Annotated in this window: 23 protein-coding genes; 8 read left to right on the forward strand and 15 right to left on the reverse strand. The window is 71.6% G+C overall.

The genetic code is table 11. From position 1 onward, the window contains the following. Window positions 1-81 precede the first annotated feature (81 nt). The 4 genes from ACWEV0_RS01465 to ACWEV0_RS01480 all read right to left on the reverse strand — a co-directional run bounded on the left by ACWEV0_RS01465 (window position 82) and on the right by ACWEV0_RS01480 (window position 8,369). The gene (locus ACWEV0_RS01465) at window positions 82-3,825 is read right to left on the reverse strand and encodes a LamG domain-containing protein (RefSeq protein ID WP_453145401.1); all 3,744 of its coding nucleotides are present in this window, start codon (window positions 3,823-3,825) and stop codon (window positions 82-84) included. 439 nt (window positions 3,826-4,264) lie between these two features. Beyond that, window positions 4,265-5,455 (reverse strand): lipid-transfer protein, encoded by a 1,191-nt coding sequence (locus ACWEV0_RS01470; protein ID WP_453145402.1) that lies wholly within the window; start codon window positions 5,453-5,455, stop codon window positions 4,265-4,267. Window positions 5,456-5,468: 13 nt separating this feature from the next. Beyond that, complete coding sequence (locus ACWEV0_RS01475; protein WP_453145404.1) at window positions 5,469-7,790, reverse strand: acyl-CoA dehydrogenase; 2,322 nt, start codon at window positions 7,788-7,790, stop codon at window positions 5,469-5,471. A 114-nt stretch (window positions 7,791-7,904) separates the two neighbouring features. After that, the gene (locus tag ACWEV0_RS01480) at window positions 7,905-8,369 is read right to left on the reverse strand and encodes a cupin domain-containing protein (RefSeq protein ID WP_453145406.1); all 465 of its coding nucleotides are present in this window, start codon (window positions 8,367-8,369) and stop codon (window positions 7,905-7,907) included. A gap of 299 nt (window positions 8,370-8,668) precedes the next feature. Here ACWEV0_RS01480 and ACWEV0_RS01485 point away from each other — a divergent pair, with 299 nt between their 5' ends. Next, window positions 8,669-9,307, forward strand: coding sequence for a class I SAM-dependent methyltransferase (locus ACWEV0_RS01485; protein WP_453145408.1), 639 nt, complete (start codon window positions 8,669-8,671; stop codon window positions 9,305-9,307). A gap of 54 nt (window positions 9,308-9,361) precedes the next feature. Here ACWEV0_RS01485 and ACWEV0_RS01490 read toward each other — a convergent pair whose 3' ends face one another. After that, entirely contained in the window at window positions 9,362-10,201 is an 840-nt protein-coding gene (locus ACWEV0_RS01490; protein WP_453145410.1) for a LysR family transcriptional regulator, read from the reverse strand. A 103-nt stretch (window positions 10,202-10,304) separates the two neighbouring features. Between ACWEV0_RS01490 and ACWEV0_RS01495 the strand changes: the two genes are divergently transcribed. Then, complete coding sequence (locus ACWEV0_RS01495; RefSeq protein WP_453145412.1) at window positions 10,305-11,030, forward strand: SDR family NAD(P)-dependent oxidoreductase; 726 nt, start codon at window positions 10,305-10,307, stop codon at window positions 11,028-11,030. 5 nt (window positions 11,031-11,035) lie between these two features. On the opposite strand, the gene ACWEV0_RS01500 is transcribed toward ACWEV0_RS01495, so the two are convergent. Next, on the reverse strand, window positions 11,036-11,839 hold the full coding sequence (locus ACWEV0_RS01500; protein WP_453145413.1) for an alpha/beta fold hydrolase: 804 nt from the start codon (window positions 11,837-11,839) through the stop codon (window positions 11,036-11,038). A 127-nt stretch (window positions 11,840-11,966) separates the two neighbouring features. Here ACWEV0_RS01500 and ACWEV0_RS01505 point away from each other — a divergent pair, with 127 nt between their 5' ends. Next, entirely contained in the window at window positions 11,967-12,497 is a 531-nt protein-coding gene (locus tag ACWEV0_RS01505) for a PadR family transcriptional regulator (RefSeq protein ID WP_453145414.1), read from the forward strand. A 59-nt stretch (window positions 12,498-12,556) separates the two neighbouring features. Here the strand turns inward: ACWEV0_RS01505 and ACWEV0_RS01510 are convergent, their stop codons facing one another. Continuing rightward, window positions 12,557-14,200, reverse strand: coding sequence for a hypothetical protein (locus ACWEV0_RS01510; RefSeq protein WP_453145416.1), 1,644 nt, complete (start codon window positions 14,198-14,200; stop codon window positions 12,557-12,559). Between the two features lie 329 nt (window positions 14,201-14,529). On the opposite strand from ACWEV0_RS01510, the gene ACWEV0_RS01515 reads away from it, so the two are divergent. The 3 genes from ACWEV0_RS01515 (at window position 14,530) to ACWEV0_RS01525 (ending at window position 17,572) form a co-directional block, all read left to right on the forward strand. Continuing rightward, entirely contained in the window at window positions 14,530-15,393 is an 864-nt protein-coding gene (locus ACWEV0_RS01515; protein ID WP_453145417.1) for an N-acetylmuramoyl-L-alanine amidase, read from the forward strand. 166 nt (window positions 15,394-15,559) lie between these two features. Next, window positions 15,560-16,450, forward strand: coding sequence for a DUF5336 domain-containing protein (locus ACWEV0_RS01520; protein ID WP_453145419.1), 891 nt, complete (start codon window positions 15,560-15,562; stop codon window positions 16,448-16,450). A 111-nt stretch (window positions 16,451-16,561) separates the two neighbouring features. Next, window positions 16,562-17,572 carry an LLM class F420-dependent oxidoreductase gene (locus ACWEV0_RS01525; protein WP_453145420.1) on the forward strand — a complete coding sequence of 337 codons (1,011 nt, stop codon included), beginning with the start codon at window positions 16,562-16,564 and terminating at the stop codon, window positions 17,570-17,572. Between the two features lie 4 nt (window positions 17,573-17,576). Here the strand turns inward: ACWEV0_RS01525 and ACWEV0_RS01530 are convergent, their stop codons facing one another. Beyond that, complete coding sequence (locus ACWEV0_RS01530) at window positions 17,577-18,152, reverse strand: hypothetical protein (RefSeq protein ID WP_453145550.1); 576 nt, start codon at window positions 18,150-18,152, stop codon at window positions 17,577-17,579. Window positions 18,153-18,492: 340 nt separating this feature from the next. Here ACWEV0_RS01530 and ACWEV0_RS01535 point away from each other — a divergent pair, with 340 nt between their 5' ends. Continuing rightward, window positions 18,493-19,251: a helix-turn-helix domain-containing protein gene (locus ACWEV0_RS01535; RefSeq protein WP_453145422.1), complete on the forward strand. Its 759-nt coding sequence runs from the start codon at window positions 18,493-18,495 to the stop codon at window positions 19,249-19,251. A gap of 180 nt (window positions 19,252-19,431) precedes the next feature. Here the strand turns inward: ACWEV0_RS01535 and ACWEV0_RS01540 are convergent, their stop codons facing one another. The 4 genes from ACWEV0_RS01540 to ACWEV0_RS01555 all read right to left on the reverse strand — a co-directional run bounded on the left by ACWEV0_RS01540 (window position 19,432) and on the right by ACWEV0_RS01555 (window position 23,714). Further along, on the reverse strand, window positions 19,432-20,277 hold the full coding sequence (locus ACWEV0_RS01540) for a DUF2690 domain-containing protein (protein ID WP_453145424.1): 846 nt from the start codon (window positions 20,275-20,277) through the stop codon (window positions 19,432-19,434). A 159-nt stretch (window positions 20,278-20,436) separates the two neighbouring features. Continuing rightward, window positions 20,437-21,495 (reverse strand): prenyltransferase, encoded by a 1,059-nt coding sequence (locus ACWEV0_RS01545; RefSeq protein WP_453145551.1) that lies wholly within the window; start codon window positions 21,493-21,495, stop codon window positions 20,437-20,439. A 14-nt stretch (window positions 21,496-21,509) separates the two neighbouring features. Continuing rightward, window positions 21,510-22,301 (reverse strand): methyltransferase domain-containing protein, encoded by a 792-nt coding sequence (locus ACWEV0_RS01550; RefSeq protein WP_453145425.1) that lies wholly within the window; start codon window positions 22,299-22,301, stop codon window positions 21,510-21,512. Between the two features lie 69 nt (window positions 22,302-22,370). Further along, window positions 22,371-23,714, reverse strand: a complete 1,344-nt coding sequence (locus ACWEV0_RS01555) for a glycosyltransferase family 4 protein (protein ID WP_453145427.1) — start codon at window positions 23,712-23,714, stop codon at window positions 22,371-22,373. Window positions 23,715-24,000: 286 nt separating this feature from the next. Between ACWEV0_RS01555 and ACWEV0_RS01560 the strand changes: the two genes are divergently transcribed. Further along, window positions 24,001-24,639, forward strand: coding sequence for a TetR family transcriptional regulator (locus ACWEV0_RS01560; protein ID WP_453145429.1), 639 nt, complete (start codon window positions 24,001-24,003; stop codon window positions 24,637-24,639). Between the two features lie 17 nt (window positions 24,640-24,656). On the opposite strand, the gene ACWEV0_RS01565 is transcribed toward ACWEV0_RS01560, so the two are convergent. From ACWEV0_RS01565 to ACWEV0_RS01575, 3 genes are all read right to left on the reverse strand, one after another. Beyond that, window positions 24,657-25,196: a hypothetical protein gene (locus ACWEV0_RS01565; protein WP_453145431.1), complete on the reverse strand. Its 540-nt coding sequence runs from the start codon at window positions 25,194-25,196 to the stop codon at window positions 24,657-24,659. A gap of 85 nt (window positions 25,197-25,281) precedes the next feature. Continuing rightward, a complete protein-coding gene (locus ACWEV0_RS01570; protein WP_453145433.1) occupies window positions 25,282-25,515 on the reverse strand; it encodes a ferredoxin in 234 nt (77 codons plus the stop codon). Further along, entirely contained in the window at window positions 25,515-26,987 is a 1,473-nt protein-coding gene (locus ACWEV0_RS01575; RefSeq protein ID WP_453145435.1) for an aldehyde dehydrogenase, read from the reverse strand. Before ACWEV0_RS01575 ends, ACWEV0_RS01570 begins: the two co-directional genes overlap by 1 nt. Between the last annotated feature and the right edge of the window lie 5 nt (window positions 26,988-26,992).

Here is a 26,992-nt window from a genome sequence, read left to right on the forward strand (position 1 = left end):
ACCCTGAATTCGAGAGAGTTGCGTGTTGACCGGCCCAGAAGGCCGGGGAGGCGGCACCGACCTGCGGTGCCGCCTCCGGTGTCAGTCGGTCGACGTGTACTTCTCGACCTGCTGAGCGGTTGTCATCGCCCCGGTCCACAGCCGTACGTCATGGATGTCTCCGGTCATGAACGACAACGGGGCCCCGTTCGCGAAACCGCTGCCCACGGTGAAGTCACCCGAGCCGGTCTTGGCGGTGAACTGCTTCGGCGCGCTCCGGTCGATCTGCACCCACAGCGAGATCGCCCCCGGCTCCCCGCCCAGTACGGCGGGCGCGGCCTGCGCGTCGTACACACCGGTCAGACGTACCGACGTGCCCAGACTTGCCGCTTCCTTCGACTCGACGAACTCGCCCTCCTTGCCGTCGGCGCTCACGCGACCGAAGCGCCAGAGGCCTGCCTTCTGCATCACGGGATTGCCCTTGTCATCGAGGACCGGGACCCCGTACTCGTCGGTCACCGGGACGCTTCCGGTGACCGTGAACCACAGCCCCCAGGAAGATCCGTCGGTGCTCGGCTGAGCGAACACCTGAGCCATGTCGCCTGTGCTCATCGCCTGGACGCTGGACTTGTCCAGCGACACCTCCGTCGTGAGCGTGAAGGATCCGGTCTCGTCGACCAGAGGACCGCCCTTGGCGGCGGCGGAGTCCTTCTCGGCGCCCACGAAATGAAGCGCGTCACCTACAACGGTCGCCCCCGACAGAGTCAGCTGCCTGCCGTATCCGGAGGTCGTGTCGGCGAGATCGGTGGTCGCGCCGACCACGGGCTTCCAGTCTGCTACCAGTTCCGTTGCCGTAAGACCGTTGGGCAGGACCGCCTTGGCTTCGTCGGCGATCTGGTCGCTGTTCAGCGCCTCCTGCCAGACGGACACCTCGTCTACGGAGCCCGGGAAGTAGTCGACGTAGTTCCCCTGGTACTTCGCCCGGCCGATCTGAAGCGCGCTCGTGGTCACGACCGGCGGGGCCACGACCGTGTGCGTGCCTTGCGACCGGCCATTGACGTAGAACTCGATCTGCCCCGTGCTCGCGTCGTACACGCCGGCCAGGTGCGTCCACACGCCCATGGGCGCGGGGTCCTTGGCCACGACGATCTGGGTGCTGATGTTGCCGCCTGCTACATCGGTCGTCGCCGTCCTTAGCGACCACTTGCCGAGACTGGACAGGTAAGAAAGGTAGAAGGAGCTGAAGTAGGAACCGTCCTGGCTCAGGACCGTGACGTTGCCGGCAGGCTTGGCATTGAGGCGGACCCACGAGGCGATCGTGTACGACTTCGTGACGTCGAGGACTCTCGCAGGAGTGGCGGCGTAGGCGCCGGTACCGCTGAGCGACATGCCGCGGTCCTTCTCCGGAGTCGTCAGCAGGTTTCCATTCGCGTCCTTGAACCAGTTCTCGCCGCGCCGACCGCGCTCGTCGCGAACGGCACCGCCGTAGAGGGCCGCATTCTGGCGAGGCGCACTCGTGGCCGTGCCGGAGTCGACAGCGGCCGACCCGTCCGGCTCGCTGAAGTTCCAGCGGCCGACCGGCCCCTCGCTTTCGGCGACGTTGACCTTCACGATGGCCGGTTCGCTCCAGCGGCCGACCTCGTCCTTACCTCGGACTTTCAGGAGCTTGAGGCCCGCCGTCCGAGGAATGACGGTGTCTCCGGTCTTGCCGACCGCCAGCTCGGTGTAGGTGGTGTTCTCATCGGGGAACGCGTACTTGTACTGGACGAGCTTGGAGCCGACGGAGTCCGCGGTAGCGGCAGTGAAGGTCAACGGCCGGTTGGGACCACCGACGGGCGGGCAGTTGATGGGATCCGTCAGGTCGTCGCTGGTGCAGATCTTGTCGTACGGCGCCGTCAACGTGATCTTGGGAGGAAGGGGAGTTTCGGTGTCTACGTCGAAGTAGCACCAGTTGCTGTAACCGGACGACTGGGAGTAGGTGCCATTGTCATAGAACGCCTGAGTGAGCGCCGCGAAGCGGTAGATGCCACCGTTGGCAAGAGATGTCTCCCACTTGTACGCCACCTTGGAGTTGTCCCCGACGAAGTTCGGGTCCGAGGGGCGGGAGACTCCAGTTCCCCTCCACGCCCACGTGCCGTCCGTGCCCTTGGTCCACTGCTCGACACGGAAATGCGCTCGCAGCTTCGCGCCCGTCTCTCCACCTGCCGCGGTCTGCGGGGTGGCGTTCAGCTGAGGCTTCGGGTCGGCGATCATGTCCGGGTCCAGATGATTCGTGCTGCAGATATTCCCCGACCCGGTGACGATCGCCGCGCCGGTGGGAACCGCCGGAAGGGCGACGTAGCTCACGGCCAGCACGGCATCGTTCCTGAAACGCTTCCAGGCCGAGGCGTCGGACTCGTCATGGGCGCGGATTTCGAGCGTCAGTCGCGAGAACTTACCGGCCGCGAAATCACGCACGGTCGGCGTGAGGTTCTCGTTCGTCTCGTCCGGGTTGTCGTTGAACTCAATCGGCGCGTCCGGCGAGTTCGGGTCACAGAGAGAACCGCGTCCTGCTGAGACGTAGCGGTCGACCAGCCAGTCGAGCTCGGTCGGGCGACTCGACCAGGTCGTCGACGAGGAGATGTTGTTCGTGCGCACGAGATCCACCCAGCGCGGATCGCACTGGAATGCCCACGGCTCGGTCACACGGAAGGTCGCGTCCAGGACCTTCTTGCCGCGCAGGCTGTCCGGCGCGAATTCGAAGTAGAGCTTCTGGACGTAGCCGGGGCCGCAGTAGTAGCCGTTCCACGAGCCGCACTTGCCCGCGCCCTGGCCCTGGCCGTCGCTGCCGTTGCCCCAGCCGTACGACTCGTAGCCGTCGGACCGGAGGAGCGTGCGCTCGGACTCGCCCCAGGTGACGGTGGGGTCGATGAAGAGGGGATAGTCGTCCGACGCGGTGTTGGTCAGCATGTCCGCGTCCGGGACGACCGACAGCGAGTCGTGGGTGACGTTGACGTCCATACGGGAGACGTTGTCGCCCTGCCCGGGCGCCAGGCCCGTGCCGGAGGCCGCCTGCTCGGACGGATCGCCCGGCGTCGGCTGCACGTCGTCAGCGGCGAGGGCGGTCCGAACGAGCTGCGGAGCGGTACCGGAGTCGGTGGTGGAAGCGGCGGTGGGCTCAGCTGCCGGCTGGCCGGCCGAGTCCCACATCCGTGCCGGCGGGGAACGGAAGACGGTGTTGCCATTGCCGTCGACGGCCGCGAGGTTGCCGGCGGCGCCCTTGCGGATGGCGAGGCCGTCCGTCTTCAGGTCGAAGGTGAGCTCCTTGAGCGCCGGGTTCGCGGCGGCCTCGGGCGTCTTGACCACGAGGACCTGCTGGAAGCTCTCGACGGTGGCCGTGACCTTCAGGTCGACGTCCGGCAGGACGTTGCGGTAGACCGCGTTGGCTCCGTCGAGCTCGGGCGCGGGAAGGTCACCCTTCCAGTCCAGCTCCATCGACCGCCCCTCATCGGCGATCTTGACGAGCGGCGTGCTGTCGGCGCCGCCCGAGAAGGTCATCTCGGCCGAGGCCGCCTTCGGGCCGACGGTGCCGTCGGCACGCTTCTCAAGCGTGGCGTCCGGGGTCTGCCAGCCGCCGCCGGGCTTGGCGACGCGAATCGGCACCGAGTGCTGTTCCAGCGTGAAGGTGAATCCATCGGGATTCGCGAACACGCTGGTCCGCTCGCCACGCTCGCCCTGGACCTCGACGCGCTGGCCGGAAGCCTTGGCATCTTCGAGCGCCTGATGCGCTTCGTCGAGCACGGGCGAATCCACGGCCGGCATCGCCGCCTGGGCTGCCGGAAGCGGAACCACCAGCCCGACGGCCATAGCCGAAATGGCGACCACGGTACTTCGGGCACGCCGAAGCACCAGCTGTCTCTTCACAATCCCCACCCCTGCATCGCGCAAAGTTCACAGTCGGTGGGTCACCCAACGGCATGACTCGCTGCCGCGTCAAGGACGTTTGTCATGTCCGGAAGAGGAGATTCCGCCTAGGTAAATGCCCCCATAAGGCCATACAGTCGATGTCAGCCATCACCGATTGAAACTCTTCATCGATTACGGAAAGTCACGACCTTGACCATAGGTGCGCGCACAACCAGCCCCCTCATTCGCCACTCAATCCGCCACCCGGAGTCGCAAACACGTTCGACCGGAATATGAGATTCCAATAAACGTGCGCAGCGTCACCACTGGACACTCATCGCGGATGTGGCATGGATCACCACTACGTGCGCCTTCTGATGTCAGGTCAGGTTTGGTTTCGCTAGCGCCGCAGCAGCGTCACCACCGCCGCCCCGCCGAGGCCGATGTTGTGCGCCAGGCCCACCCGCGCGCCCGCGACCTGGCGTGCGCCCGCCTCGCCGCGTAGCTGCCAGACCAGCTCGGCGGCCTGGGCCAGGCCGGTGGCGCCCAGGGGGTGGCCCTTGGAGATGAGGCCGCCGGAGGGGTTGACGACCCAGCGGCCGCCGTAGGTGGTGGCGCCCGACTCGACGAGCTTGCCCGAGGCGCCCTCCTCGCACATGCCGAGGGCTTCGTACGTGAGGAGCTCGTTGATGGAGAAGCAGTCGTGGAGTTCGACGACGTCGACGTCCTCGATGCCCAGGCCGGAGGTCTCGTAGACCTGGCGGGCTGCCGCCCTCGACATCGGGCGGCCCACGACGTCGATGCAGGAGCCGGAGGAGAAGGACTCCTCGGTGTCGGTGGTCATGGCCTGGGCCGCGATCTCCACCGCGCGGTCGGCCAGGGCGTGTTCGGCCACGAAGCGTTCCGACACCACCAGCGCCGCCGCGGCGCCGTCCGAGGTCGGGGAGCACTGGAGCTTGGTGAGGGGGCGGTGGATGGTCTTGGCGGCGAGGATCTCGTCGACCGTGTAGACGTCCTGGAACTGGGCGTTGGGGTTCCGGGACGAGTGGCGGTGGTTCTTGGCGGCCACGGCGGCGAGCTGGACCTCGGTGGTGCCGTAGCGGTCCATGTGTTCGCGGGCGGCGTTGCCGAAGATCTGGGCGGTGGGCGGGGTCATCTCGAAGCCGTGGGCGGCGGCCATGACGCCGTAGTGGCGGGCGACCGGTGACGTCTTGAAGTTTCCCGCGCCCTCCGCGCCGCCGCCCAGTGCGCCCCGCGCCATCTTCTCGAAGCCGAGCGCGAGCACGCAGTCGGCCGCGCCGCCCTCCACGAGCTGGCGGGCGAGCATCAGGGCGCTCGAACCGGTGGCACAGTTGTTGTTGACGTTGTAGACGGGCACGCCGGTGAGCCCGAGTTCGTACGTGGCGCGCTGGCCGGCGGTCGAGGGCTGGAAGCAGTAGCCGACCGGGACCTGCTCCACCAGGCCGTACGGGATGCCCGCGTCGGTCAGGGCGGCTGAGCCGGCCTCCTTGGCCATGTCCCAGTACTGCCAGTCGCGCGTCTCCGGCTTCTCGAACTTCGTCATGCCCACACCGACGATGAATGACCGCATAGCGAAAGCCCCCTCAGTCTCTCGGCAGGCCGAGCAGGCGCTCGGCCACCACGTTCAGCTGCACTTGCGTCGTCCCGCCCGCGATCGTCAGACACCGCGACATCAGCATCCCGTGCACCGCCCGTGGCGACGGCAGGAGTTCGAGCGTCAGCTCGGCGACCTTCTGCTGGTGCAGGGTCTGGACGAGCTTGCGGACGCTCGCGCCCGGGCCCGGTTCCAGGCCGGAGACCTGGAGCAGGGTCGTCCGCAGGCCGATGCAGGCCAGGGCGTGCGCCTCGGCGACCAGGGCGCCGATCCGGACCCGGACGGAGCCGTCGACGGAATCGCACGCCGCTATCAGGGACTCCAGGCCCGTGTCGAAGGCCACCTGGTCGGCCATGTGCACGCGCTCGTTGCCGAGCGTGTTGCGCGCGACCTGCCAGCCGCCCCCGACCTCGCCGACGACGGCGTCGGCCGGCAGGAGCGCGTCGTCGAAGAAGACCTCGTTGAAGAGGGAGTCTCCGGTGATCTCCTTCAGCGGGCGGACGGTGATCCCGGGCGTGTTCTTCATGTCGACGACGAAGTAGGTGAGGCCGCGGTGCTTGGGCGCGGCGGGGTCGGTACGGGCGAGCAGGATGCCGTAGTCGGCCCACTGCGCCGCGCTCGTCCACACCTTCTGGCCGTTCACCCGCCAGGAGCCGTCCGCGTCGCGCTCCGCCCGCGTGCGCAGGGACGCGAGGTCCGACCCCGCCTCCGGCTCGGAGAAGAGCTGGCACCACTGCTGCTCGCCGCGCAGGGTCGGGCCGAGGTGGCGGGCCTGCTGCGCGGCCGTCCCGTACGCGATCAGCGACGGGATCACCCACGTGGCTATGGAGAGGGGCGACAGGCGGATGCCCAAGGACTCCATCTCGCGCTGCACGGAAAGCTGTTGGACCGGGCCGGCGCCCAGGCCGTACGGCTTCGGCAGGTGCGGCGCCGCGTAACCCGTGGCCGCCAGCGCCCTCCGGGCCGCCCTCGGATCCAGCCCCACGGCGCCCGCGAGGACTTCACGCGCCTCCCGCCGGAACTCCGCCGCCTCTTCCGGAAGTTCGACGCGCAGCTCCCGCCGTGTCCCCGCCGCCGCGTGCCGTACGGCCGTCAGCCGGTGCGCATCGCCCGTGCCGAGGAGCTGGCGCGCGACAAGGGCCCGCCGCAGGTACAGATGGGCGTCGTGCTCCCACGTGAAGCCGATGCCGCCGAGCACCTGAATGCAGTCCTTGGCGCACCCGTACGCGGCGTCGAGCGCGGTCGCGGCGGCGAGCGCTGCCGTGTACGAGCGGACCTCAGCGGCGGTCGCCCCGGCGGACATCCCCCCGAACGCCCCGGCGGCGACCTCCGCGGGCGCCCCGGCGTCGACCCCGGCAACCACCTCCGTGGCCACCCTGGCGCCCGCCCCCGCGGCCATCCCCCCGGCCACCTCCGCGGCCACCCCCGCGCCCACCCCTGACCCGCCGCCGTCCTCGCGCGCCGCCCGCGCCGCGTCCCACGCCAGTGCCCGCGCCTGTTCGAGGCGGACGAGCATGTCGGCGCACAGGTGCTTGACGCCCTGGAACCGACCGATGGGGCGGCCGAACTGGACGCGGGTGCGGGCGTGTTCCGCCGCCGTCTCCACCGCCCGCGCGGCCGTTCCGCACGCGTCCGCCGCGTACAGCACCGCGGCCAGGTCCCGTACGAGGTCGGAGTCGACGCCCGCGAGCAGCCGGCCGGCGGGTACGAGGACGCCGTCGGCGGCGACCTCACCCGTGGGCCGCGTCGGGTCGGCGCTGTCGTCGTGCGGGCGTACGGCCACGGTGTCGGCGTCCACCGCGAGCCAGACGACCCCGTGCGATGCCGAGCGCGCGGCCAGGATCAGCAGGTCGGCGTGGGCGGAGCCGAGGACGGGCGGGGCCAGGCCGTCGAGGACCAGGCCGTCGTCGACCGAGGAGGAGGCGACCGTCAGAGTTCCCGCCCCGAACGCCACCGCCCCGATCCGCTCCCCCGCCGCCAGCGCGCCCGCCGACTCCGCGTGCCCGGCCCGCCGCAGCAGCTCGGCGGCGAGCACGGTCGGCAGGTACGGCCCCGGCAGGAGCGCGCGCCCCGCCTCCTCCAGGACCACGGCGAGGTCGACGAGATCGCCGCCCCCGCCCCCGTACTCCTCGGGCAGGTGGATCCCGAGCAGGCCCTGCGCCGCCGCGCCGTCCCAGTACGCGGGGCGGCCCAGGGCCAGGTCGGGGACGTCGAGGTGCTTTCGCACCGCCTCGGGCGGTACGGCGCGGTTGAGCCAGCCGCGTACGGATCGGGCGAGCTCCCGCTGTTCATGCGTGATGGCGATGCCCATGGCACCGCAGACTAGAACACGTTCCAATCTGACGGAAGGTCAGAAACTGTGTCGGCTGCGGAACTTCGGCGACTTCGGTCCGCCTCGGTCCACTTCGGTCCGCCTCGGTCCACTTCAGTCCGGCGGCTTCACTTCGAGCCCGTAGCGCCTGCCGATCTCTGCGATCCGCTCGTAGTCGGGCGGCTCCTCCGACAGTGGGGGCAGGGTGTTCGACTCGGCGGGCTCGCCCACCTCGGCGAAGAACTTGTCGAAGCCGCCAGGTGTGTAGACGGCCAGGATCCTGGACTCCTCCACCACCTCCGGCTGCTCGTCGGTCCCGACGGGAATGTGGAAGAAGGAACCGGGCCCGGCGTCCACCGCCTCGCCGGCGAGGTGCATGCGCAGCCGGCCTTCGAGCACGTAGATCGACTCGGCCACGTCGTGCGTGTGCGGCGGCGGACCCCAGCCCTCGCGCAGCCACATCTCCATGACGCTGCACACGTCCCCGGACTCCTCGCCGGAGACCTTCACCGTGTACAGCCCGTTCATGAACCAGAACGATCTGCCTTCGCCGAACTTCAGCGAGACCTTCTCAGCCATGAGGACAGACCTCCTCTCGCTCTCGGCCTTGCTCCTTCCAGCGTCCGGCCGCCGGGAGCGCCTCGCAACCGCCACGAGCCGCCCCGCACGCGCGCGAGCCGCCGCCCGCACGCGGGTTGTCCGCCGCGTTGACGCGGCGAAGGCGGCGGCCGTCGGAAGGGTGCGGGCCGGCCGCCGTCGGGGCCGTGAGGGGCCGGTGGGGAGCGGGGAAACGGGCGACGGGAGGACGGTGTGGTCCGAGTGCGGCGCGTAGGGCACCATGGGCGCCCGTACGTCCGTACTCGCCAGTAGGAGCCAGCATGTCCGAGCCCACCCCCGAGATCCTCGCCGCCTTCGAGGCCGCCAAGGGCTTCATGCCGGTCAAGGAAGGGCTCGCGCTGTACGAGGCCGCCGCCGAGGCCGCCGAGCTGAGGCTTCCGCTCCTGGAGGTCGGCACGTACTGCGGGCGCTCGACCATCCTCCTCGCCGACGTGGCGCGGGCGGCCGGGACCGTGGCCGTCACCGTGGACCACCACCGGGGCAGCGAGGAGCAGCAGCCGGGCTGGGAGTACCACGACGCGAGCGTCGTCGACCCCGAGGTCGGCGTGATGGACACGCTGCCCACCTTCCGCCGCACCCTCCGCAAGGCCGGCCTGGAGGACCACGTCATCGCGGTCGTCGGCCGGTCCCCGCAGGTCGCGGCCGTGTGGGGCGGGCAGCTCGGCTTCGTCTTCATCGACGGCGGCCACACCGACGAGCACGCCACCGCCGACTACGAGGGCTGGGCCCCCAAGGTCGCCCCCGGCGGCCTGCTCGTCATCCACGACGTCTTCCCGAACCCGGAGGACGGCGGCCAGGCCCCGTACCGCATCTACCTCCGCGCCCTGGAGTCCGGCGACTTCGAGGAGGTCTCGGTCACGGACTCCCTCCGGGTGCTGCGCCGCCGACCGGTCGCCTAGGACCTGTCCGGCCGACGTTCCCTGTGGTCTTCGGCACCGTCATCGGCACCCACGCTAGAGGCGTGTCGCGGTGCGGACGAGGTCGGCGACGGCTCTGGATCTGCTGTGTGGCGGCCAGGCGATGACGGTCGTGACGGCCGGTGCGTCCGGCACCGGCACCGTCGCGTGGTCGTCGCGCAGGTGGGCTCGGAGGGACTCGGGCACGACCGCGCAGGCCCGTCCGAGCGCGATCAGCTGGAACAGCTGGGTGTGGTCGCGCGCCTGCGGGCCAGGTCCGTCCGGATAGCCCCCGTCCCGTCGAGGCCAGCGCGGCAGGGGCAGGTCCGTCAGGGCGGTCACCTCGGCCATCGACATATGCGGTCGGGTGGCCAAGGGATGCCCGGCGGGCAGGACCACGACCTGCTGTTCGGTGCGCAGTTCCTCGGTGTCGAGTCCGGCCGTCGTGTCGAAGGGCCGCTGGAGCAGAGCGACGTCGGCACGCCCGTCGCGCAGCAGCCTCTCCTGCTCGCCGGGCCCGCACAGCATCACCTCGACGGCGACCGCGCCGGGTTCGGCGGCGTAGGCGGCCAGCAGCTTCGACAACAGTTCGCCGGCCGCTCCGGCTTTCGTGGCCAGCACCACACCGGGCGATTCGGCGGCTGCGCGGCGGGTGCGGCGCTCGGCGGCTTCGACCGCGTCGAGTGCGGCCCGGGCCTCGCGCAGAAGCACCGACCCGGCCTCGGTCAGGGCGACCGCGCGAGCCGTGCGGTGCAGCAGGACCACTCCGAGCCGCCGCTCGAGCTGCTGGATCGCCCGCGACAGCGGTGGTTGCGCCATGGCGAGCCGCTGCGCCGCCCGCCCGAAGTGCAACTCCTCCGCGACGGCGACGAAGTACCGAAGCTCCCGCGTCTCCACCGCGTCATGGTATCCGGCTCACCAGGAACGATATCGGTGCGGTATCACCGCCCACCCAGTCGGTCTTGGACGCCCAACCCGAGTCCGCAGCACGCTTGATGACATGAGTGAACAGAGGATCGCGCTGGTGACCGGCGCGAACAAGGGAATCGGATACGAGATCGCGGCGGGCCTGGGAGCCCTCGGCTGGCGGATCGGCGTGGGGGCGCGGGATCAGCAGCGCCGTGACACCGCGGTGGAGAAGCTGCGGGCAGCCGGGACCGACGCGTTCGGCGTTCCGCTCGACGTGGCGGACGACGCGAGTGCGGCCGCGGCGGCCGAGCTGATCGCCGAACTCGCCGGAGGGCTCGACGTCCTGGTCAACAACGCCGCGATCACCGGCGGTCTGCCGCAGACGCCCACCACGGTCGATCCCGCGACCGTACGGGTCGTCGTGGAGACCAACGTGATCGGGGTCATCCGCGTCACCAACGCGATGCTGCCCATGCTGCGCCGCTCGGCATCGCCGCGGATCGTGAACATGTCCAGCAGCGTCGGCTCGCTCACCCTGCAGACCACGCCCGGCGTCGACATGGGCCCGGTTCCCACCGCGTACCTGGCGTCCAAGACCTTCCTCAACGCCGTCACCGTCCAGTACGCCAAGGAACTGAGCGACACCGACATCCTGGTCAACTCCGGCTGTCCCGGCTTCACCGCCACCGACCTCACCGGCTTCCAGGGTGTCCGCACTCCCCAGCAGGGCGCGGCGATCGCGATCCACCTCGCGACCCTGCCCGACGACGGACCGACCGGCGGATTCTTCGACGACGGTGGATCAGTGCCCTGGTGACGGGCTCACCGGCCCCTGGTGGTCCGGCCGATGTCCGTCGCCGGTGTTGCGGGAGGGACCGCCACCGCGCGCGCGAAGGCGTCGGGGTTGTCGAACATGATGTTGTGGCCGGCGCCGGGGACGGTCACCACGCCCACGCCGGCGGCCCTGAGTTCGTCGGCGCCGGGCAGCTCGCCGCTCGACTCGCCCTGGAGGTAGACGCGCTCGACGCCGCGCGCCTCGCGGAACATCTCCCGCATCATCGGCTCGGTGCCGCGTCGCAGGTGCGCGGCCGAACGGTGGAGCGCGAGCGGGTCCGCGAGCCGCATGGTCGCCGCCCAGGTGGGGCCGACGCGCTCAAGGACGCGGGCGAAGCCGCCGCCGCGCGCGAACTCCTCCTCCGTGTACGCCGCGATGCCGCTGCTGCCCGCCGAGGGCGGAGGAAACGGGTCGAGATTCCCCTCGGTGACGACCAGGCGCGTCACCAGGTCCGGCCGGCGGTGAGCGAGGACGATGGCGACCGCGCCGCCCATGCTGTGCCCTGCGATCACTCCGCCGCTCACCCCCGCCTCGTCGAGCGCGGCGGCCAGCGCGTCCGCGTGGTCCTCCAGGGTGTAGCCGAAGTCGGCGGGGCGGTCGCTGATGCCGTGCCCCGGCAGGTCCACGAAGAGGATCCGCCGGCCCGCGAGCTCCGGGCGGGCCGCGATGTGGGCGTGGTAGACGGTCGAGGCGGCGCCCAGACCGTGCACGAACACCGTCGCCGGCCCCTCCCCGGGTGCCTCGGTCCACCGGATCACGCTGCCCCGAGCGTCGAATCGCGCCTCACGCACCGCCCACTCCCCCGTCCTCTGAGTCGGGCCACCCAGGTGGTGACCACGCGAAGGACCATACAACGATGGCGTAGTACTACGCCACCGATGTACACCGATGCGCACGACGGTGCGAGACAATGCGGCCATGCTGGAAATGTCGATCCTCGGATTCCTCTACGAAGCCCCCCTGCACGGCTACGAGCTGCGCAAGCGCATCACCGCCCTCACCGGCCACGTGCGCCCGGTCGGGGAGTCCACGCTGTATCCGGCGATCAAGCGCCTGGAGAAGGCCGGGCTGCTGGCACGCGAGACCCAGCAGGGTCCCGCCGCCGCCCCCCGCCACGTCCTCAGCCTGACCGCCGAGGGCAGGCACGAGCTGCGCCGCCGGCTCGCCGGGGCGGAGGGCACCGACATCACGGACGAGAACCGCTGGTTCACGCTGCTGACGTTCCTGCGCCACCTGGACGACCCGGTGGTGCAGGCCGGCGTGCTGCGGCGCCGGCTGGAGTTCCTGGAGGAGCCGGCGAGCTTCTTCTACGACGGCGAACGGCCGCTGCGCGCCGAGGAGTTGGACGACCCCTTCCGGCGCGGCGTGCTGACCGTGGCCCGGGCCACCACCGAAGCGGAGCTGGCGTGGCTCCGGGCCACCCTCGCCGACCTGGAGAGCACCTCCTAGTGCGCCCCGCGCGCCGGGCGCACGCGGCGCACCGCGCGCACCCGGCGTATCCGGCCCCGCTAGTACAGCGACGTCACGTACAGGCAGTTCGTGTACGTGTAGCCCGACTCGATCTTCGTCGTGCTGCCCTTCTTGACCTCCTGTGACGTGGTCGTGCCCGCGCGCTTCTGGAGCATCTGGTAGTTGCCCGGCGGCAGCATCAGCGTCCGCTTCGGGTACTTCGAGGACGAGCCGGAGCAGGGCTTCAGGCTGCCGCCCTTGGGGATGAGGAGGGTCGGGTACGTCTTGCAGCTGCCGCACGCCGGGATGGTGATGCGGCCGGTCACGGGGCCGGTGTAGAGGAGTTCGACCTCGCCCGGGCCGTCGTTGCTGACGACCATGGGCTGGCCCGAGCCGTCGGCGGTGTCCCCGGAGGGGACCTTGTTGCCGGCGGCCGGGGTCTCCTGGGCGATCTCGGCGGCGATGGCGACGTTGCGGGCCTGGGCGTTCTGCGGGCTGCCGGGGTACGCCTTGACGTAGTCGTTCATCGCCGAGACGGCCTCGTCGTACTCCTTCTTCTCGAAGTGGTCGATGCCGCAGGCGAAGTCGCCGCGCTGGATCGACCGCTTGGTGTCCTGGCCGAGCGCGGCGAAGGTCGTGTTCGGGAGGAGGCCGACGGTGGTGTCGAAGCGGCGCAGTTCGGCGACGCCGTCGCAGGGCGAGACGCCGAGCGTCTTGTCACGGCTGCGCAGGCCCTCGCGGAGGGTGGGCTCGACCTTCGTCGCGTACGGCGACTGCGGGAAGGTGCTGATGAGCTCGTTGAGCTGGTCGCCGGACGTGCTCTCCTGGCCGGCCAGGCCGATCGTGCGCGTGCCGCACTCGAAGAGCGACTGGGCGAGCGGGTCGTCGGCCTTGCCGACGAGGCTGCCGAGCAGCTTGCGGTCCACCGTCTCGGGGAGGGCGCGCAGGTGCTTGAGGGGGGCGACGGCGTTGCAGTAGTCCTGCTTGTCGTACGGGGCGGACACCGTCTTGTAGTAGGTGACCAGCCGGTCGGGGACCTGCTTGGCGGCGCGCGAGCCGGCGTGCCGGGCGCCGATGTCCTGGTACGTGGCCAGGGCCTGGCGGTAGGTCGGCTCGACGCTCGCGAAGGACTGGCCCTCGCCCTGCTTCACCTGGGTGTCGGCGGCGGCCAGGCGGTCGAGCAGCGACTGCTCGATGGCCTCGTCGCGCGCCGCGCCGTACGCGAAGGTGCCGCCGCCGGGGACGACGAGCAGCAGCGCGAGCGCGGCCGGCAGCGCGAGGCCGCGGCGCGGGGCCGGGAGCGCCAGGGTCTCGGGGTTCGCGCGCAGGCCGCGGCGGGCGCCGTCGGCGGCGGCGAGGAGGAGGAAGAGCGCGTACGCGACGAGCGCGCCGAGCGGGACGCCGTCGGGGTCGGCGGGCAGCGCGACGACGAGCAGGGCGGCGGTGGCGGCCCAGCAGACGGCGGCGGACTTCCAGTGCTTGAGGAAGACGTAGCCGAGGCCGAGGCAGGAGAGGTTCAGCAGGGCGACGGCGGCGGCCTGGGCGGGGTTCGCCGGGCCGGGCGCCGGCGCGGGTGCGGGCGGTACTGGCGGTACGGGCGCGGGCGGCGGGCCCTGGAAGGCCGGCGGCACCGCGTCGTAGACGGGCGGGTGCGCGGGAGGCGGCGGCGGTAACGGGCTGCCGCCCGGGGCCCCTTCCGGCACTCCACCCGAAGCCCCGCCCGGCACACCGCCCGCGCCCCCTCCCGAAGCCCCTTCCGGCGCACCGCCCGAAGCCCCTCCCGGCGAACCTCCCGAAGCCCCTCCCGGCGGACCTTCCGGCGCACCGCCCGGCGCAGCCCCTCCCGGGTACTCCCAAGGTCTGGGTGTTGCGTTGGTCTCGTCGGACCCGTCGCTGCGGTCCCGATGCTCTTCGCCCGTCACCGTTCCCCCTCTGCTCGTCGCGGCAGTTCCCCGCACTTACCCTTCACGATCCCTTTACACACACGGTTCCGGTGCAGGCAATCCCGACCGGAAACCGTTACGGTCGCGGGGTGCCCCACCACCACCGGAAGCTTCTCGCGCTCGCCCTGCCGTCCGCTCTGACGCTGACCCTGACGGCCTGCGGCGGCGCCGCCGAGTCCGCGGCCCCGCGGCCCGCTCGTACCGTCGACGCGAAGGCCACGGCCGCGCCCAGCCGTACTGCCGCCGCTGCGCCCGCGGCGCCCGCCGCACCCCTCGGCGCGCCTCTCGCCGGGCGGACGATCGTCATCGATCCCGGGCACAACCCCGGCAATTTCCGGCATTCCACCGAAATCAACAAGAAGGTGGATATCGGCACGAACCGCAAGGAGTGCGACACCACCGGCACGTCCACGAACCACGGTTACACCGAAGCCGCCTACACCCTCGATGTTTCACACCGTCTTCGCGATCTCCTCAAGAAGCAGGGCGCCAAGGTCGTCCTCGTGCACGACGCCGACCGTCCGTACGGGCCCTGCATCGACGAGCGGGCGCGGATCGGGAACGAGGCGAAGGCCGACGCCGTCGTGTCCGTGCACGCGGACGGTTCGGCGGCCGGGAACCGCGGCTTCCATGTGATCCTGCCCGCGAAGGTGCGGGGCGGGAGCGCCGACACCGCGAAGATCGTGGGCCCGTCCCGTACCCTCGGCGAGGCGCTGGTCACGCAGTTCGCCCGCGCGACCGGGACGAAGCCCGCCAACTACATCGGATCCGGTGCCGGGTTGGACGTCCGCGACGATCTCGGGGGCCTCAATCTGTCCACCGTTCCCAAGGTGTTCATCGAATGCGGCAATATGCGTGATCCGAAGGACGCCACGCTGTTCACCGACGCCGCGTGGCGCCAGAAGGCGGCGCAGGGGATCGCGAACGGCATCGCGGCCTATCTCAAGGGGTAGGAACTTGGATCCAGGATCCAGGGCCGGAGCCCGTGAACGATCGGGCGAACGATAGATTCGATCGGTACGCTCCGTACGCTCCATGCTCTCCGTACGCTTCCGTACGATGGGGCCGCCCCCGTGCTTCGCGCCACCCCGACGAGACGACCCGACGAAGGATTCTTACGTGAATATCCGCTCCCTCACCCGAGGCGACGGCGTGCTGGCCGGTGCTGCGGTGCTGCTTTTCATCGCCTCGTTCCTCGGCATCTCCGGCTGTAGCGGCCCGGACGACATGTGCAAGGGGTACGACTCCGCGTACTCGTGGGAGGTCTCCCCGCTCGGCTGGGGTGCCGTCTTCCTCGGCATCGCCGGTGCCGCGCTCGTGATCCTCACGCGCGCACTGCCGCAGTCGCAGCCGCGCAAGGTGGTCGGTCTGGAGCTCGGGCAGGTCGGCGCGGCCTTCACCGTCGCCTCGGCGTGGTCCATGCTCATGTGGGTCTTCGAGTCGGGCAACGCCGGCGCCGGCCTGATCCTCGGCCTCATCGCCTCGCTCGTCATCGCCGGCGCCGCGGTGGCCGGCCCGCTGGTCCCGGCGCTCCAGGCGCCGCTGGTCGGTGCGCCGAAGCCGCAGACCCCGCAGCCGTACGGCATGCAGCCGGGTGCCCAGCAGGGCGTCCCGGGCGGTTACGGCTACCCGGGCGCGCAGCAGCAGCCGTACGGGGCCCAGCCGGACCCGTCGCTCGGCGGCGGCCAGCCCTTCGGTGCCCAGCCGCAGCCGCAGTCCGCTCAGCCCCAGGCCGCCCAGGCCCAGCCGCAGGCCGCGCAGGCCCCGGCCCCGACGCCGGCCGCGACTCCCGCTCCGGCCCCGGCGGCTTCGGACTTCGCGCCGTTCTGGTTCGCGGTCCCGGTGGCCCGTCCGCTCTACGGCGAGGACGGCGGCGCCGCGCCGATCGCCGAGCTGGCGCCCGGCACCTGGTACCTGGCGGTCGACCAGCGCGGTCAGGCCCTGGTGGCGCAGACGCAGGACGGCCGGCGCGGTGTGCTCCAGGACACGACGGGCATCCAGCGCGGCTGACCTCCGCCGCCCGACGGCCCCTCGCCCGGATCCCTTCCGGGCGGGGGGCCGTTGTCGTACAGTGCCGACCTGGCCGACTTGGCTGACGTATCGTCAGAAAGGCTGCTCGGCATGCGACTCGGACTCGCCCTCGGCTACTGGGGCCGCGGCCCCTCCCCCACGCATCTCGAACTCGCCCGCGAGGCCGAGGCGCTCGGCTACCACTCGGTGTGGACGGCCGAGGCATGGGGATCCGACGCCTTCACCGCGCTCACCTGGATCGCCGCGCACACCTCGCGGATCCGGCTGGGCACGGCGGTCGCGCAGATGGCCGCCAGGACCCCGACCGCGACCGCGATGCACGCGCTGACGCTCGACCACCTCTCCGGCGGCCGGATGATGCTCGGGCTCGGGCTCTCCGGGCCGCAGGTGGTGGAGGGCTGGTACGGGCGCCCGTTCCCGCGCTCGCCGCTCACCGCGACCCGGGAGTACGTGGACGTGGTGCGGCAGGTGCTGCGCCGCGAGGGACCCGTCACGCTCGACGGGCGCTACCACCCGCACCCGTACGCCGGCCCGGACGGCACCGGCCTCGGCAAGCCGCTCAAGCCGATCACGCATCCGCTCCGCGCCGGCCTGCCCGTGCTGCTCGGCGCCGAGGGCCCGAAGAACATCGCGCAGACGATCAGGATCGCCGACGGCTGGCTGCCCCTGTACTGGTCGCCGGGCCGCTGGGCCGAGGTGTACGCACTGCCGGGCGCGCTGCCGCAAGGCTTCCTGGTCGCGCCGATGGTCCGGGCGCAGCTGTGCGACGACGTCGCCGCGGGGCTGCTGCCGGTCAAGGCGATGCTGGGCTTCTACATCGGGGGCATGGGGCACGCCGCCCGCAACTTCCACGCGGACCTGATGGCGCGCATGGGGTACGAGGCGGAGGCCCGGCACGTCCAGGAGCTGTTCGCGGCCGGGCGGCGCGAGGAGGCCGTGCTGGCCGTGCCGGACGCCTTCGCGGACGAGATCTCGCTCGTTGGGCCGCGGGAGCGGATCGCGGAACGGCTCGCGGAATGGCGGAAGGGCCCGGTGACGGACCTGCTGGTCACGGCACCGGACCCGGCCACCCTGCGGACGCTCGCGGAACTGGGTCTCTGAGCGCTCAGCCGCCGCTGAGCTGGGACGCGCTCGGCACCTTGTCGACGACCTCGGCGCCCGCGCTCTTCCCCGCGCTCTTCACGCTGTTGATGACGCCCTCGAAGACGCCGACGTCGCCGTCGGTCACGTCGCCCGTGCGGAGCTTCGTACCGAGCCCCTTCAGCGACTCGATGCCGGCGCTCAGCGGCGCGACCGCCTTCGACAGGAGCGGATCGCCCTTCGCGTTGTTCACGGCCGCCTTGAGGCGGTTGTAGGTGAACGCGCCCGCGAGGCCCGCCTTGACGAGGGCGAAGGTGCGGCCGTCGGCGCCCTTCTTGAACTTGCCCGCGCGATAGGGCTTCACGATCCACTGGTACGTGGCGCCCGCCGCGAGGCCCGCGTTCGCCACGAAGCGGGTCTTGGCCAGCTTCTGCTTCTCGAAGCTCGCGCTCGCCGTCGGGGTCGCGGGCGCGGTCGCCTGCACGTCGGCGCTCGTCGTCATGTTCTGCGAGCCGTCGCCGCAGGCGGCCGTGGTCGAGAGCAGCGCGCCGGACAGGAGGACGGCGACGAGGGCGCGGCGGGCACGCGGGAAACGGGGCACGGTGGGCATGGCGTCAGCCTGGCCCCGGGGCCCCGCGGGTGCCAGCGGAGTGAGTCCGTACGGGTTCCGCCGTCCCTTCCTGCACCCGCACCGATGGACATCCTCGCAGGTCAGAGCCGTGGGACGTCCCTCCGCGTCCCTGGGACGCCGACACCTCTGGCCCTCACCGCCGGACCCCTCGGAGAGTGATCACCGAGAGCGGAACGAGAGGTTCGAGGGATAGATGGTCAGAAGCCGCGTGTGCACCGGTGGGGGCCGGTGCCAGTGGTATTACAGGGCGCCCGACGCCCGGCTGCGGCCGGGCATCGGCACGTACCGGGGGTACCGGACGACGGCGGGCGTGCCGCAGGAGCGTCTGGTGGTGCCGAGCGGGCGGGTGTCGCTGCTCATCGGCTTCGGCGGGGAGCTGCGGGTCCGAGGGGGGTCCGGCGGGGGTTCCGGAGCCGGTGCCGGCGGGGGTACGAGCGTGGGGCGGCACAGGTCGCTCGTGTCGGGCCTGCACACCCGGGCGAGGGTCCTCGGACACGGGGGCGAGGCGTACGGGGTGGAGCTCGCGCTCGCGCCCTGGGCGGCGTACCGGCTGTTCGGCAGCCCGCTCGGCGAGCTGGCCGACGCGCTCGCCGACCCGGCCGACGTGCTCGGCGCCCGTGCCCGGCACCTGGCCGAGGCCCTGGCGGAGGCGCCGGGCTGGCCGGAGCGGTTCGCGCTGCTCGACGCGACGCTGCTGCGCTGGACGGCGGAGGCGGCCGCGGCGCCCGGGCCCGCGCCTGCCGTCCTGGAGGCGTGGCGGGTCCTGGAGCGCTCCGGCGGGGCGATTCCGATCCACGAGGTGGCGTCCGAGACGGGCTGGAGCATGCGGCACCTGGAGAGCCGCTTCCGTGAGCAGCTCGGCATCAGCCCGAAGCGGCTCGCCCGCGTCCTGCGCCTCAACAGGGCGATCCGGCTGCTCACGTCGGGCACGCCGGCGGCGGACACGGCGGCGGAGTGCGGGCTCTACGACCAAGCGCACCTGAGCCGGGAGTTCAAGGCCCTGACGGGGCTGCCGCCGGGGCGGTTCCTGGCGGGCCGGGAGACGGCGAGCGCCTGGATCGCGGGCTGAGCGGGCTCTCCGCGAACCGTGCGGTTTTTTCCAATGCGAGAACCGGCCGCGGATGTCATTGTTGATCTTGCGGGGGCTTTGCCTCGACAGATGGGCGGGTCCCGGTGCGACAGGGGTGCACCGGGGTCCGCTCGTTCAACCGGTCGGCCGGCCGGTGACCCGGCCGGTCGGCTCAGCAGGTCAGGAGTTCTTCTCCTGGCTCGGGATGAAGCGGCCCGTACAGGTCGGCGCGCTGTCCTTGTCGCCCTTCTTGGGCAGGGCCGAGCAGACCCAGACCGAGCCGTCGTCCGGTGCCGCGATCAGCGGCGTGTAGACGTCCCGGTCGTAGTGGACGACATCGGCCTGGGCGGCGCCGTCGGAGTTGTTGACGACGACGGTGGCACCGATCTCGGCGAAGGTGATGCGGCCCCAGGCGGCCTGGCAGGCGCGGCTGTAGCGCAGCTCGATCACGAGGTCCTTGGGGATGGAGCCGGTGCGGACGGTGACCGCGTCGGCTCCGCAGTTCATCTTCTTCGGGTCCTTGCCCTCGCAGCCGGTGAGCTTGCAGCCGGTGGCCGGGCCCGCGACCTTCACGACCGGCTTGGGCTTGGGCGGCGCGGGGTCGCCGGTGAGGGCGACGACCGCGTACGTGGCGGCGCCGGCCGTCAGGAGCGCCGCGAGGCCGAGCGAGGCCCACAGCGTCCGGCGACGGCGGCCCTTGGCCGGATTGCGACCCTCCGCAGACTCCGACTCCGACTCCGGTACGGACTCGGGGTCCGACTGGGAATCGGCCTCCGGCTCGGGCGCGGTACGCCGCGCCTCCTCCTCGTCCCAGAGCGCGAGCAGCGGCTCCGGGTCCGTCTCACAGAGCCGGGCCAGGCTCTCGACGGCGTCTCGCGGCGGGAACTGCTTGCCGTTGACCCAGCGTTCCCACGACGATTTGGCGTAGTGCGTCTTCTCGCTGAGCTGGGCGAAGCTCGATCCCGACGCCTTCTTCAAGGCAAGCAGTTCGCTTGCCAGGTCCTTGACCGACCCCGCACGGTCCATCTTTGACCGGTACTCCTGTCATGCGTGTTCATGCCAGCCATGAACACGCACATATTAGGGCCACGTGCGGGCGATTTCGCGCCACCGGCTGAGCAGCCGGTTTTGTGCATCGTGCACAAAGTTCGCGCCTCAAACAGGTGTAACAGGCACCTACAACTGTCACTTACAGCAGTCGGGCTCCAGGCCCCGCGGCAGCCGCTCGCCGCCGAAGACCGCGACCGTCGCCTCCTCGCCGCCGAGCGCCGCCACCGCGAGCAGCAGCGAACCCGCGGTCCAGGTGGTCTGCTCCTCCGGCCAGACGGCCCGGTTGCCCTCGAAGACGTAACCGGTCCAGTAGTTGCCGTTGTCGGCCCGCAGGTGCCGGATCGACTGGAGGATCTCCAGGGCCCGGTCCGACTCCCCCATCGCCCAGAGCGTGAGCGCGAGTTCGCAGCTCTCGCCGCCGGTGACCCAGGGATTGGGCAGCACGCAGCGCACACCGAGGCCGGGCACGACGAAGTCGTCCCACTTCTCCTCGATCCGCGCCGTCGCCTCCGCGCCGGTCACCGCGCCGCCGAGGACCGGGTAGTACCAGTCCATCGAGTAGCGGGACTTGTCGAGGAAGCGCTCCGGGTGACGGCGGATCGCGTGGCCGAGCGCGCCGGCCGCCAACTCCCAGTCGGGCTGCGGCTCCTCGCGCTCGTCGGCGATGGCGAGCGCGCAGCGCAGCGCCTGGTGGATCGACGAACTGCCGGTCAGCAGCGCGTCGTTCACCGGCGTGCCGTCGGCCTCGCGCTTCCAGCCGATCTGTCCGCCGGGCTGCTGGAGCCCGAGGACGAACTCGACGGCCGCGAAGACGACGGGCCACATGCGGTCGAGGAAGGCGTCGTCGCCCGTCGACAGGTAGTGGTGCCAGACGCCGACGGCTATGTACGCGACGAAGTTGGACTCCCGGCCGCGGTCGGTGACGTCGTCCGGGTCGCCGTCCTGATAGGCCGCGTACCAGGAGCCGTCGCCGTTCTGGTGCCGGGCCAGCCACTCGTACGCCCGCCGTGCCGCCTCGTGCTCGCCGGCCGTGTCCAGGGCCATCGCGGCCTCGGTGTGGTCCCAGGGGTCGAGGTGGTGACCGCGGAACCACGGTATGGCGCCGTCCTCGCGCTGTGCGGAGAGGATGCCGGTCACGGTCTCCGCGGCCTGCTCGGCGGTCAGGACGCCGGGGAGCACCAGGTGCTCCGCCATCCGCTCGGGGCTCGTCACTTGGCGTCGGCCTTCGCGGCGTCGGTGGCGTCCACGGCGGCGTCGGTGGCGTCCACGGCGGCGTCGGCCTTCGGCAGGTGGGGCTTGGTCGCGTAGGCGACGAAGCTCTTGCCGACGACCGGGTTGAGCAGCTGCTCGGCGATCCGGGTCACGGCGGGCTTCTTCATGATGTCCCAGACGAGCAGCTTGTGGTACGCGCGGACCGGCAGCGCCTTGTCGTTGTCCACGCCGAACGCGCACTTGAGCCACCAGTACGGCGCGTGCAGGGCGTGGGCGTGGTGGGTGCCGTACGGCCTGAGGCCGGCCTCGCGCATCTTGCCGAGGAGCTCGTCGGCCTTGTAGATGCGGATGTGGCCGCCCTCGACCTCGTGGTACTCGTCGGACAGCGCCCAGCAGACCTTCTCCGGGCCGTAGCGCGGGACGGTGACGGCGATCCGGCCGCCGGGCTTGAGGACCCGGACCATCTCGGCGAGCACGCCCTTGTCGTCCGGGATGTGCTCCATGACCTCGGAGATGATGACGACGTCGAAGGACTCGTCGGGGAACGGCAGGTTGAGCGCGTCGCCCTCCATCGCGGTGGCGCTCGCGCCGGCCGGGGCCTCGCCGGCCTCCTTCATGGCGGCGAACCACTTGGCGACCTCGCGGATCTCCTCGCCGTTCTGGTCGAGGGCCACGACCCGGGCGCCGCGCCGGTAGCACTCGAAGGCGTGCCGGCCCCCGCCACAGCCCAGGTCGAGCACGCGGTCGCCGGGGGCGAGCGGGAAGCGGGTGAAGTCGACGGTCAGCACGGGGTCTGCCTTTCAGAGGCTTTGTCGGGGGCGATACCGCGGTGTGTGGGGGGCGGCGGCGTGGGTGTTTCAGGGGCGAGGGGCCGCGGCGGTACGGCTCCGGGCCGCACCTTGTCCGGCGAGGGCCTCGCGGTACAGCTCGGCGGTGCCCTGGGCGGCGCGCGCCCAGGTGAAGTTGGCCAGCACGCGCTCCCGGCCGGCCCGGCCCAGCCGCGCCCGCAGCTCGGCGTCCCCCAGCACCCGTCCGAGCGCCACGGCCAGCGCACCCGCGTCGCCCGTCGGCACGGCGAGGCAGGTCTCGCCGTCGGGCCCGGCGACCTCGGGGATCGCGCCGCCGGTGGTGGCGACCAGCGGGGTGCCGGTGGCCATGCCCTCGGCGGCGGGCAGCGAGAAGCCCTCGTAGAGCGAGGGCACGCAGGCGACCTGGGCGGAGCGGTAGAGGTCGACGAGCTCGGCGTCGCTGATGCCCTTGACGAAGCGGACGGCGCCGTCGAGCCCGTACCGCTCGATGGCCTGGGCGACCGGCCCGTCCTCGGCGCGCCTGCCGACGACGACGAGGTGGGCGTCGGGCTGCTCGGTGCGGAGCTTCGCGAGCGCCTCGATCAGGAAGACCAGGCCCTTGAGCGGGACGTCGGCGCTGGAGGTGGTGACGATCCGGCCGGGGACCTCGGCGACGGACGGGTCCGGGGACCACAGCTCGGTGTCGGCGCCGATGTGGACGACCCGGATGCGGTCCTCGCGTACGCCCAGGTGCTCGACGATCTCCTGGCGCGAGGTGCCGGAGACGGTGAGGACGGAGGGCAGCCGGCGGGCGACCCGCTTCTGCATGCGGGTGAAGGCGTACCAGCGGCGGACGGAGGCGCGGCGCTTCCAGTCGGCGGCGGCGTCGAGTTCGAGCTGCCGGTCGACGGTGATGGGGTGGTGGATCGTGGTGACGAGCGGGGCGCCGAGGGCGCGCGGGCCGCCGAGGAGCCCGTAACCGAGCGTCTGGTTGTCGTGGATCACGTCGAAGTCGCCGCGGCGGGCGGCGAGCATGCGCCGGGCCCGGAGCGAGAAGGTGAGCGGCTCGGGGAAGCCGCCGGTCCACATGGTGCCGACCTCGAGGGCGTCGATCCAGTCCCGGTACTCCTCGCGCGCGGGCGTGCGGAAGGGGTCGGGCTGCCGGTAGAGGTCGAGGCTGGCGATCTCGGTGAGCGGGACGCCCTCGTCGAGGGTGGGGTACGGCTGGGAACCGACGACCTCGACGGTGTGGCCGAGGCGGGCGAGTTCCCGGGAGAGGTGGCGGACGTAGACGCCCTGGCCGCCGCAGAACGGGTTCCCCTTGTACGTGAGGAGAGCGATCCGCAACGGACGGTCGCCGTCCGCGGTGGTGCCGCCCTGCCGGGGGCTCGCCTCTATGGCCTCCGCGGTCAACTGGGACCCCCTTCGAGCGTGCGTTTCGCGGGAGCGTAACCGCCCGCGCTAACCTAGAACAAGTTATAGATCGATCCTGCGAGGAGCACTGAATCTACCGGCAGGTAGCTCACCCGTAAGAGGCGCGTCAGGTGATTCGCGCCACGGCCGCCGACCCGCCATACTGTCGCCCCTCCACCGGCACGGACACGGCACGGACACGGCACGCACACCGCACGGACACCGCACTGACTCCGGTCGGAGACACCGCACCGACACCGCACTGACACCGCACGGAACGGGACCCATGACCGCGGAAGCCAGACCTGCGTCACCGCCCCTGACAGAGCGCCAGGAGGCCCGTCGGCGGCGCATCCTGCAGGCCAGTGCGCAGCTCGCCGGGCGGGGCGGCTTCGACGCCGTCCAGATGAGGGAGGTCGCGGAGGCGGCCGGGGTCGCGCTCGGCACGCTCTACCGCTACTTCCCGTCGAAGATCCATCTGCTGGTCGCGACCATGCAGGACCAGCTCCAGCACATGCACAGCACGCTGCGGAAGCGGCCGCCGGCGGGCGCGGACCCGGCGGAGCGGGTGGCGGAGACGCTGATGCGGGCCTTCCGGGCGCTGCAGCGCGAGCCGCAGCTCGCGGACGCGATGGTGCGGGCGCTGACCTTCGCGGACCGGAGCGTGAGCCCCGAGGTGGATACGGTGTCACGGCTGACGACCGCGATCATCCTGGACGCGATGGGGGCGGAGCATCCGACGCCGGAGCAGCTGTCGGCGGTGCGGGTGATCGAGCACACGTGGCACTCGGCGCTGATCACATGGTTGTCGGGGCGGGCGTCGATCGCACAGGTGAAGATCGACATCGAGACGGTGTGCCGGCTGATCGACCTGACGGCGCCGGGGGCCGCGCCCGCGCGCCCCGAGGGGCACGGGCGCGGCTGACCTCCCGCCGCGGGGCGTCAGGGGGTCTTCTGCGGGCCGGCGGCCTTGAGCGCGGCCTCGCACTCGGGCTTGGCGTCGGTGGCGATGAACATGTCCATCTTGAGCATGCCCATGCTGTGGTCGCTGGCCTTGAGCAGCCAGGTGCCCTTGCTGAGGCTCTTGATGGTCGAGCCGCTCTGCTCGAAGTTCTTGTCGATGTTCCAGCCGGCCTGGCCGAGGGCCGTGACGGTCTCCTTGTAGGACTTCTTCTGGTCGGCGGCCTTCGCGGAGTCGGCGGTCCACATGACCATGCACTGCTCCGTGCCGGCCGGCACCTTGTCGCCGGAGGCGTCCTGCGTGAAGCCGGCGCCGGTGGCCGCGGTCTCGATCTCCTTCTTCACGGCCTCGGCCGTCAGCTCCTCGCCGCCGCCCGTCTGCGAGCCACCGGTCGAACCGCCCGACGTCACGGACGTGTTCCCCTTGTCCGAACCGCCCTTGTCCGACCCGCCGTTGCTTCCGCAGCCGGCGACCAGCAGCACCACACCGGCGGCCGCGGCCACCCAATTCGCCTTGCGCACAACTCTCCCAAATACGTGCGCACGAAGGCCCCTTGCCCCCGTGACCAAGGGAGTAGTTTTGCATACGGGAACCGGTCCTCCGGCCCTAGTCCTCGGGCGGGAAGACCTGTTCCCCGCCGTCCGCCAGGGTGATCGTGATCGCCTCCACCGGGCAGCCCTCCGCCGCCGCCAGGACCTGCTCGTTCGCGTCGGGGTCGGGGTCGAGGGGGTGGGACTGGCGGGCGGTGTCGAGGCGGAAGGCGCCGGGGGCGTGGTTGAGGCACATGCCGGAGCCGATGCAGACGGTGCGGTCGACCTCGACGTGCCAGCGGTCGCCCATCAGGCACCACTCCCCGGGGCCGCGTAGCCGGCCGGGAGGTGGATCATCTTGTGTTCCAGGTACTCGGAGAGGCCCTCGGGGCCGAACTCGCGGCCCAGGCCGGAGTTCTTGTAGCCGCCGAAGGGGCCGAGCATGTCGAGGCTGAAGGTGTTGACGTTGAAGGTGCCGGTGCGGACCCCGCGGGCGAAGTCGATGCCGTGTTCGACGTCGGCGGTCCAGACGCTGCCGGAGAGGCCGTAGTCGGAGTCGTTCGCGATCCGCAGGGCGTCGGCCTCGTCCCCGTACGGGAGGAGGCAGATGACCGGGCCGAAGATCTCCTCGCGGGCGATCCGCATGGAGTTGTCGACGCCGCCGAAGAGGGTCGGTTCGACGTACCAGCCGCGGTCCAGGCCGGCCGGGCGGCCGCCGCCGGTGAGGAGCTTGGCGCCCTCGGCCTGGCCGATGCCGATGTAGTCGAGGGAGCGCTGCTGCTGGCGGCGGGCGACGAGCGGGCCGACCTGGGTGGCCGGGTCGAGCGGGTCGCCGACCACGAGCGCGCCGGCCGCCGCCGCGAACGCCTCCGCGGTCTCCTCGTAGCGGGAGCGCGGGACGAGGATCCGGGTCTGGGCGACGCACGCCTGGCCGTTGTTCATCCACGCGGCCGGGACGATCCCGGCGACCGCCGCCGCCAGGTCGGCGTCCGGCAGGACGACGGCCGCGGACTTGCCGCCGAGTTCGAGGGTGACCCGGGTGAGGTTGCGGGAGGCGACCTCCATCACGCGCTTGCCGGCCGCGACCGAGCCGGTGAAGGAGACCTTGTCGACGCCCGGATGCCCGACCAGGTACTCGCTGACCTCCCGGTCCGCGGGAAGGATGCTGAGCACTCCCTCCGGCAGCCCGGCCTCCGCCGCGATCTCGCCGAGGATGTACGAGTCGAGCGGCGACTCCGGCGACGGCTTGAGGATCACCGTGCAGCCCGCGAGCAGCGCGGGCCCGAGCTTGGCGGCGGCGGTGAACTGCGGCACGTTCCAGGGCACGACCGCCGCGACCACCCCGACCGGCTCGCGCCGCACGAGCAGCGGCCCGAGGACACCGGGGCGCCGCTCCTCGTAGGCGTACTGCCGGGCGACCGTGATCGCCGAGTCCCACACCATCATCGCGCCGAGCGCCTGGGCGAGGACGGACCAGGAGTACGGGGAGCCGTTCTGGGCGCTGATCGAGCGCGCGATCTCCTCGTGCCGTACGGCGATCGCGTCCTTGATCCGGCCGACGACCTCGATCCGCTCCTCCAGCGTGGCCCGCGGCCACGGCCCCTCGTCGAAGGCCCGGCGCGCGGCGGCGACGGCCCGGTCGACGTCGGCCTCGGAGGCGTGCGGGACGCGGCCGATGACCTCCTCCGTGTGCGGGGAGACCACCTCGATGACCTCGCCACCCAGGGGCTCGGTCAACTCGCCGCCGATGAACAGTTCTCCGTGCTCCACAAGCTCGGTCATGACCG

It is taken from the genome of Streptomyces sp. NPDC003943 (genome assembly GCF_053605265.1).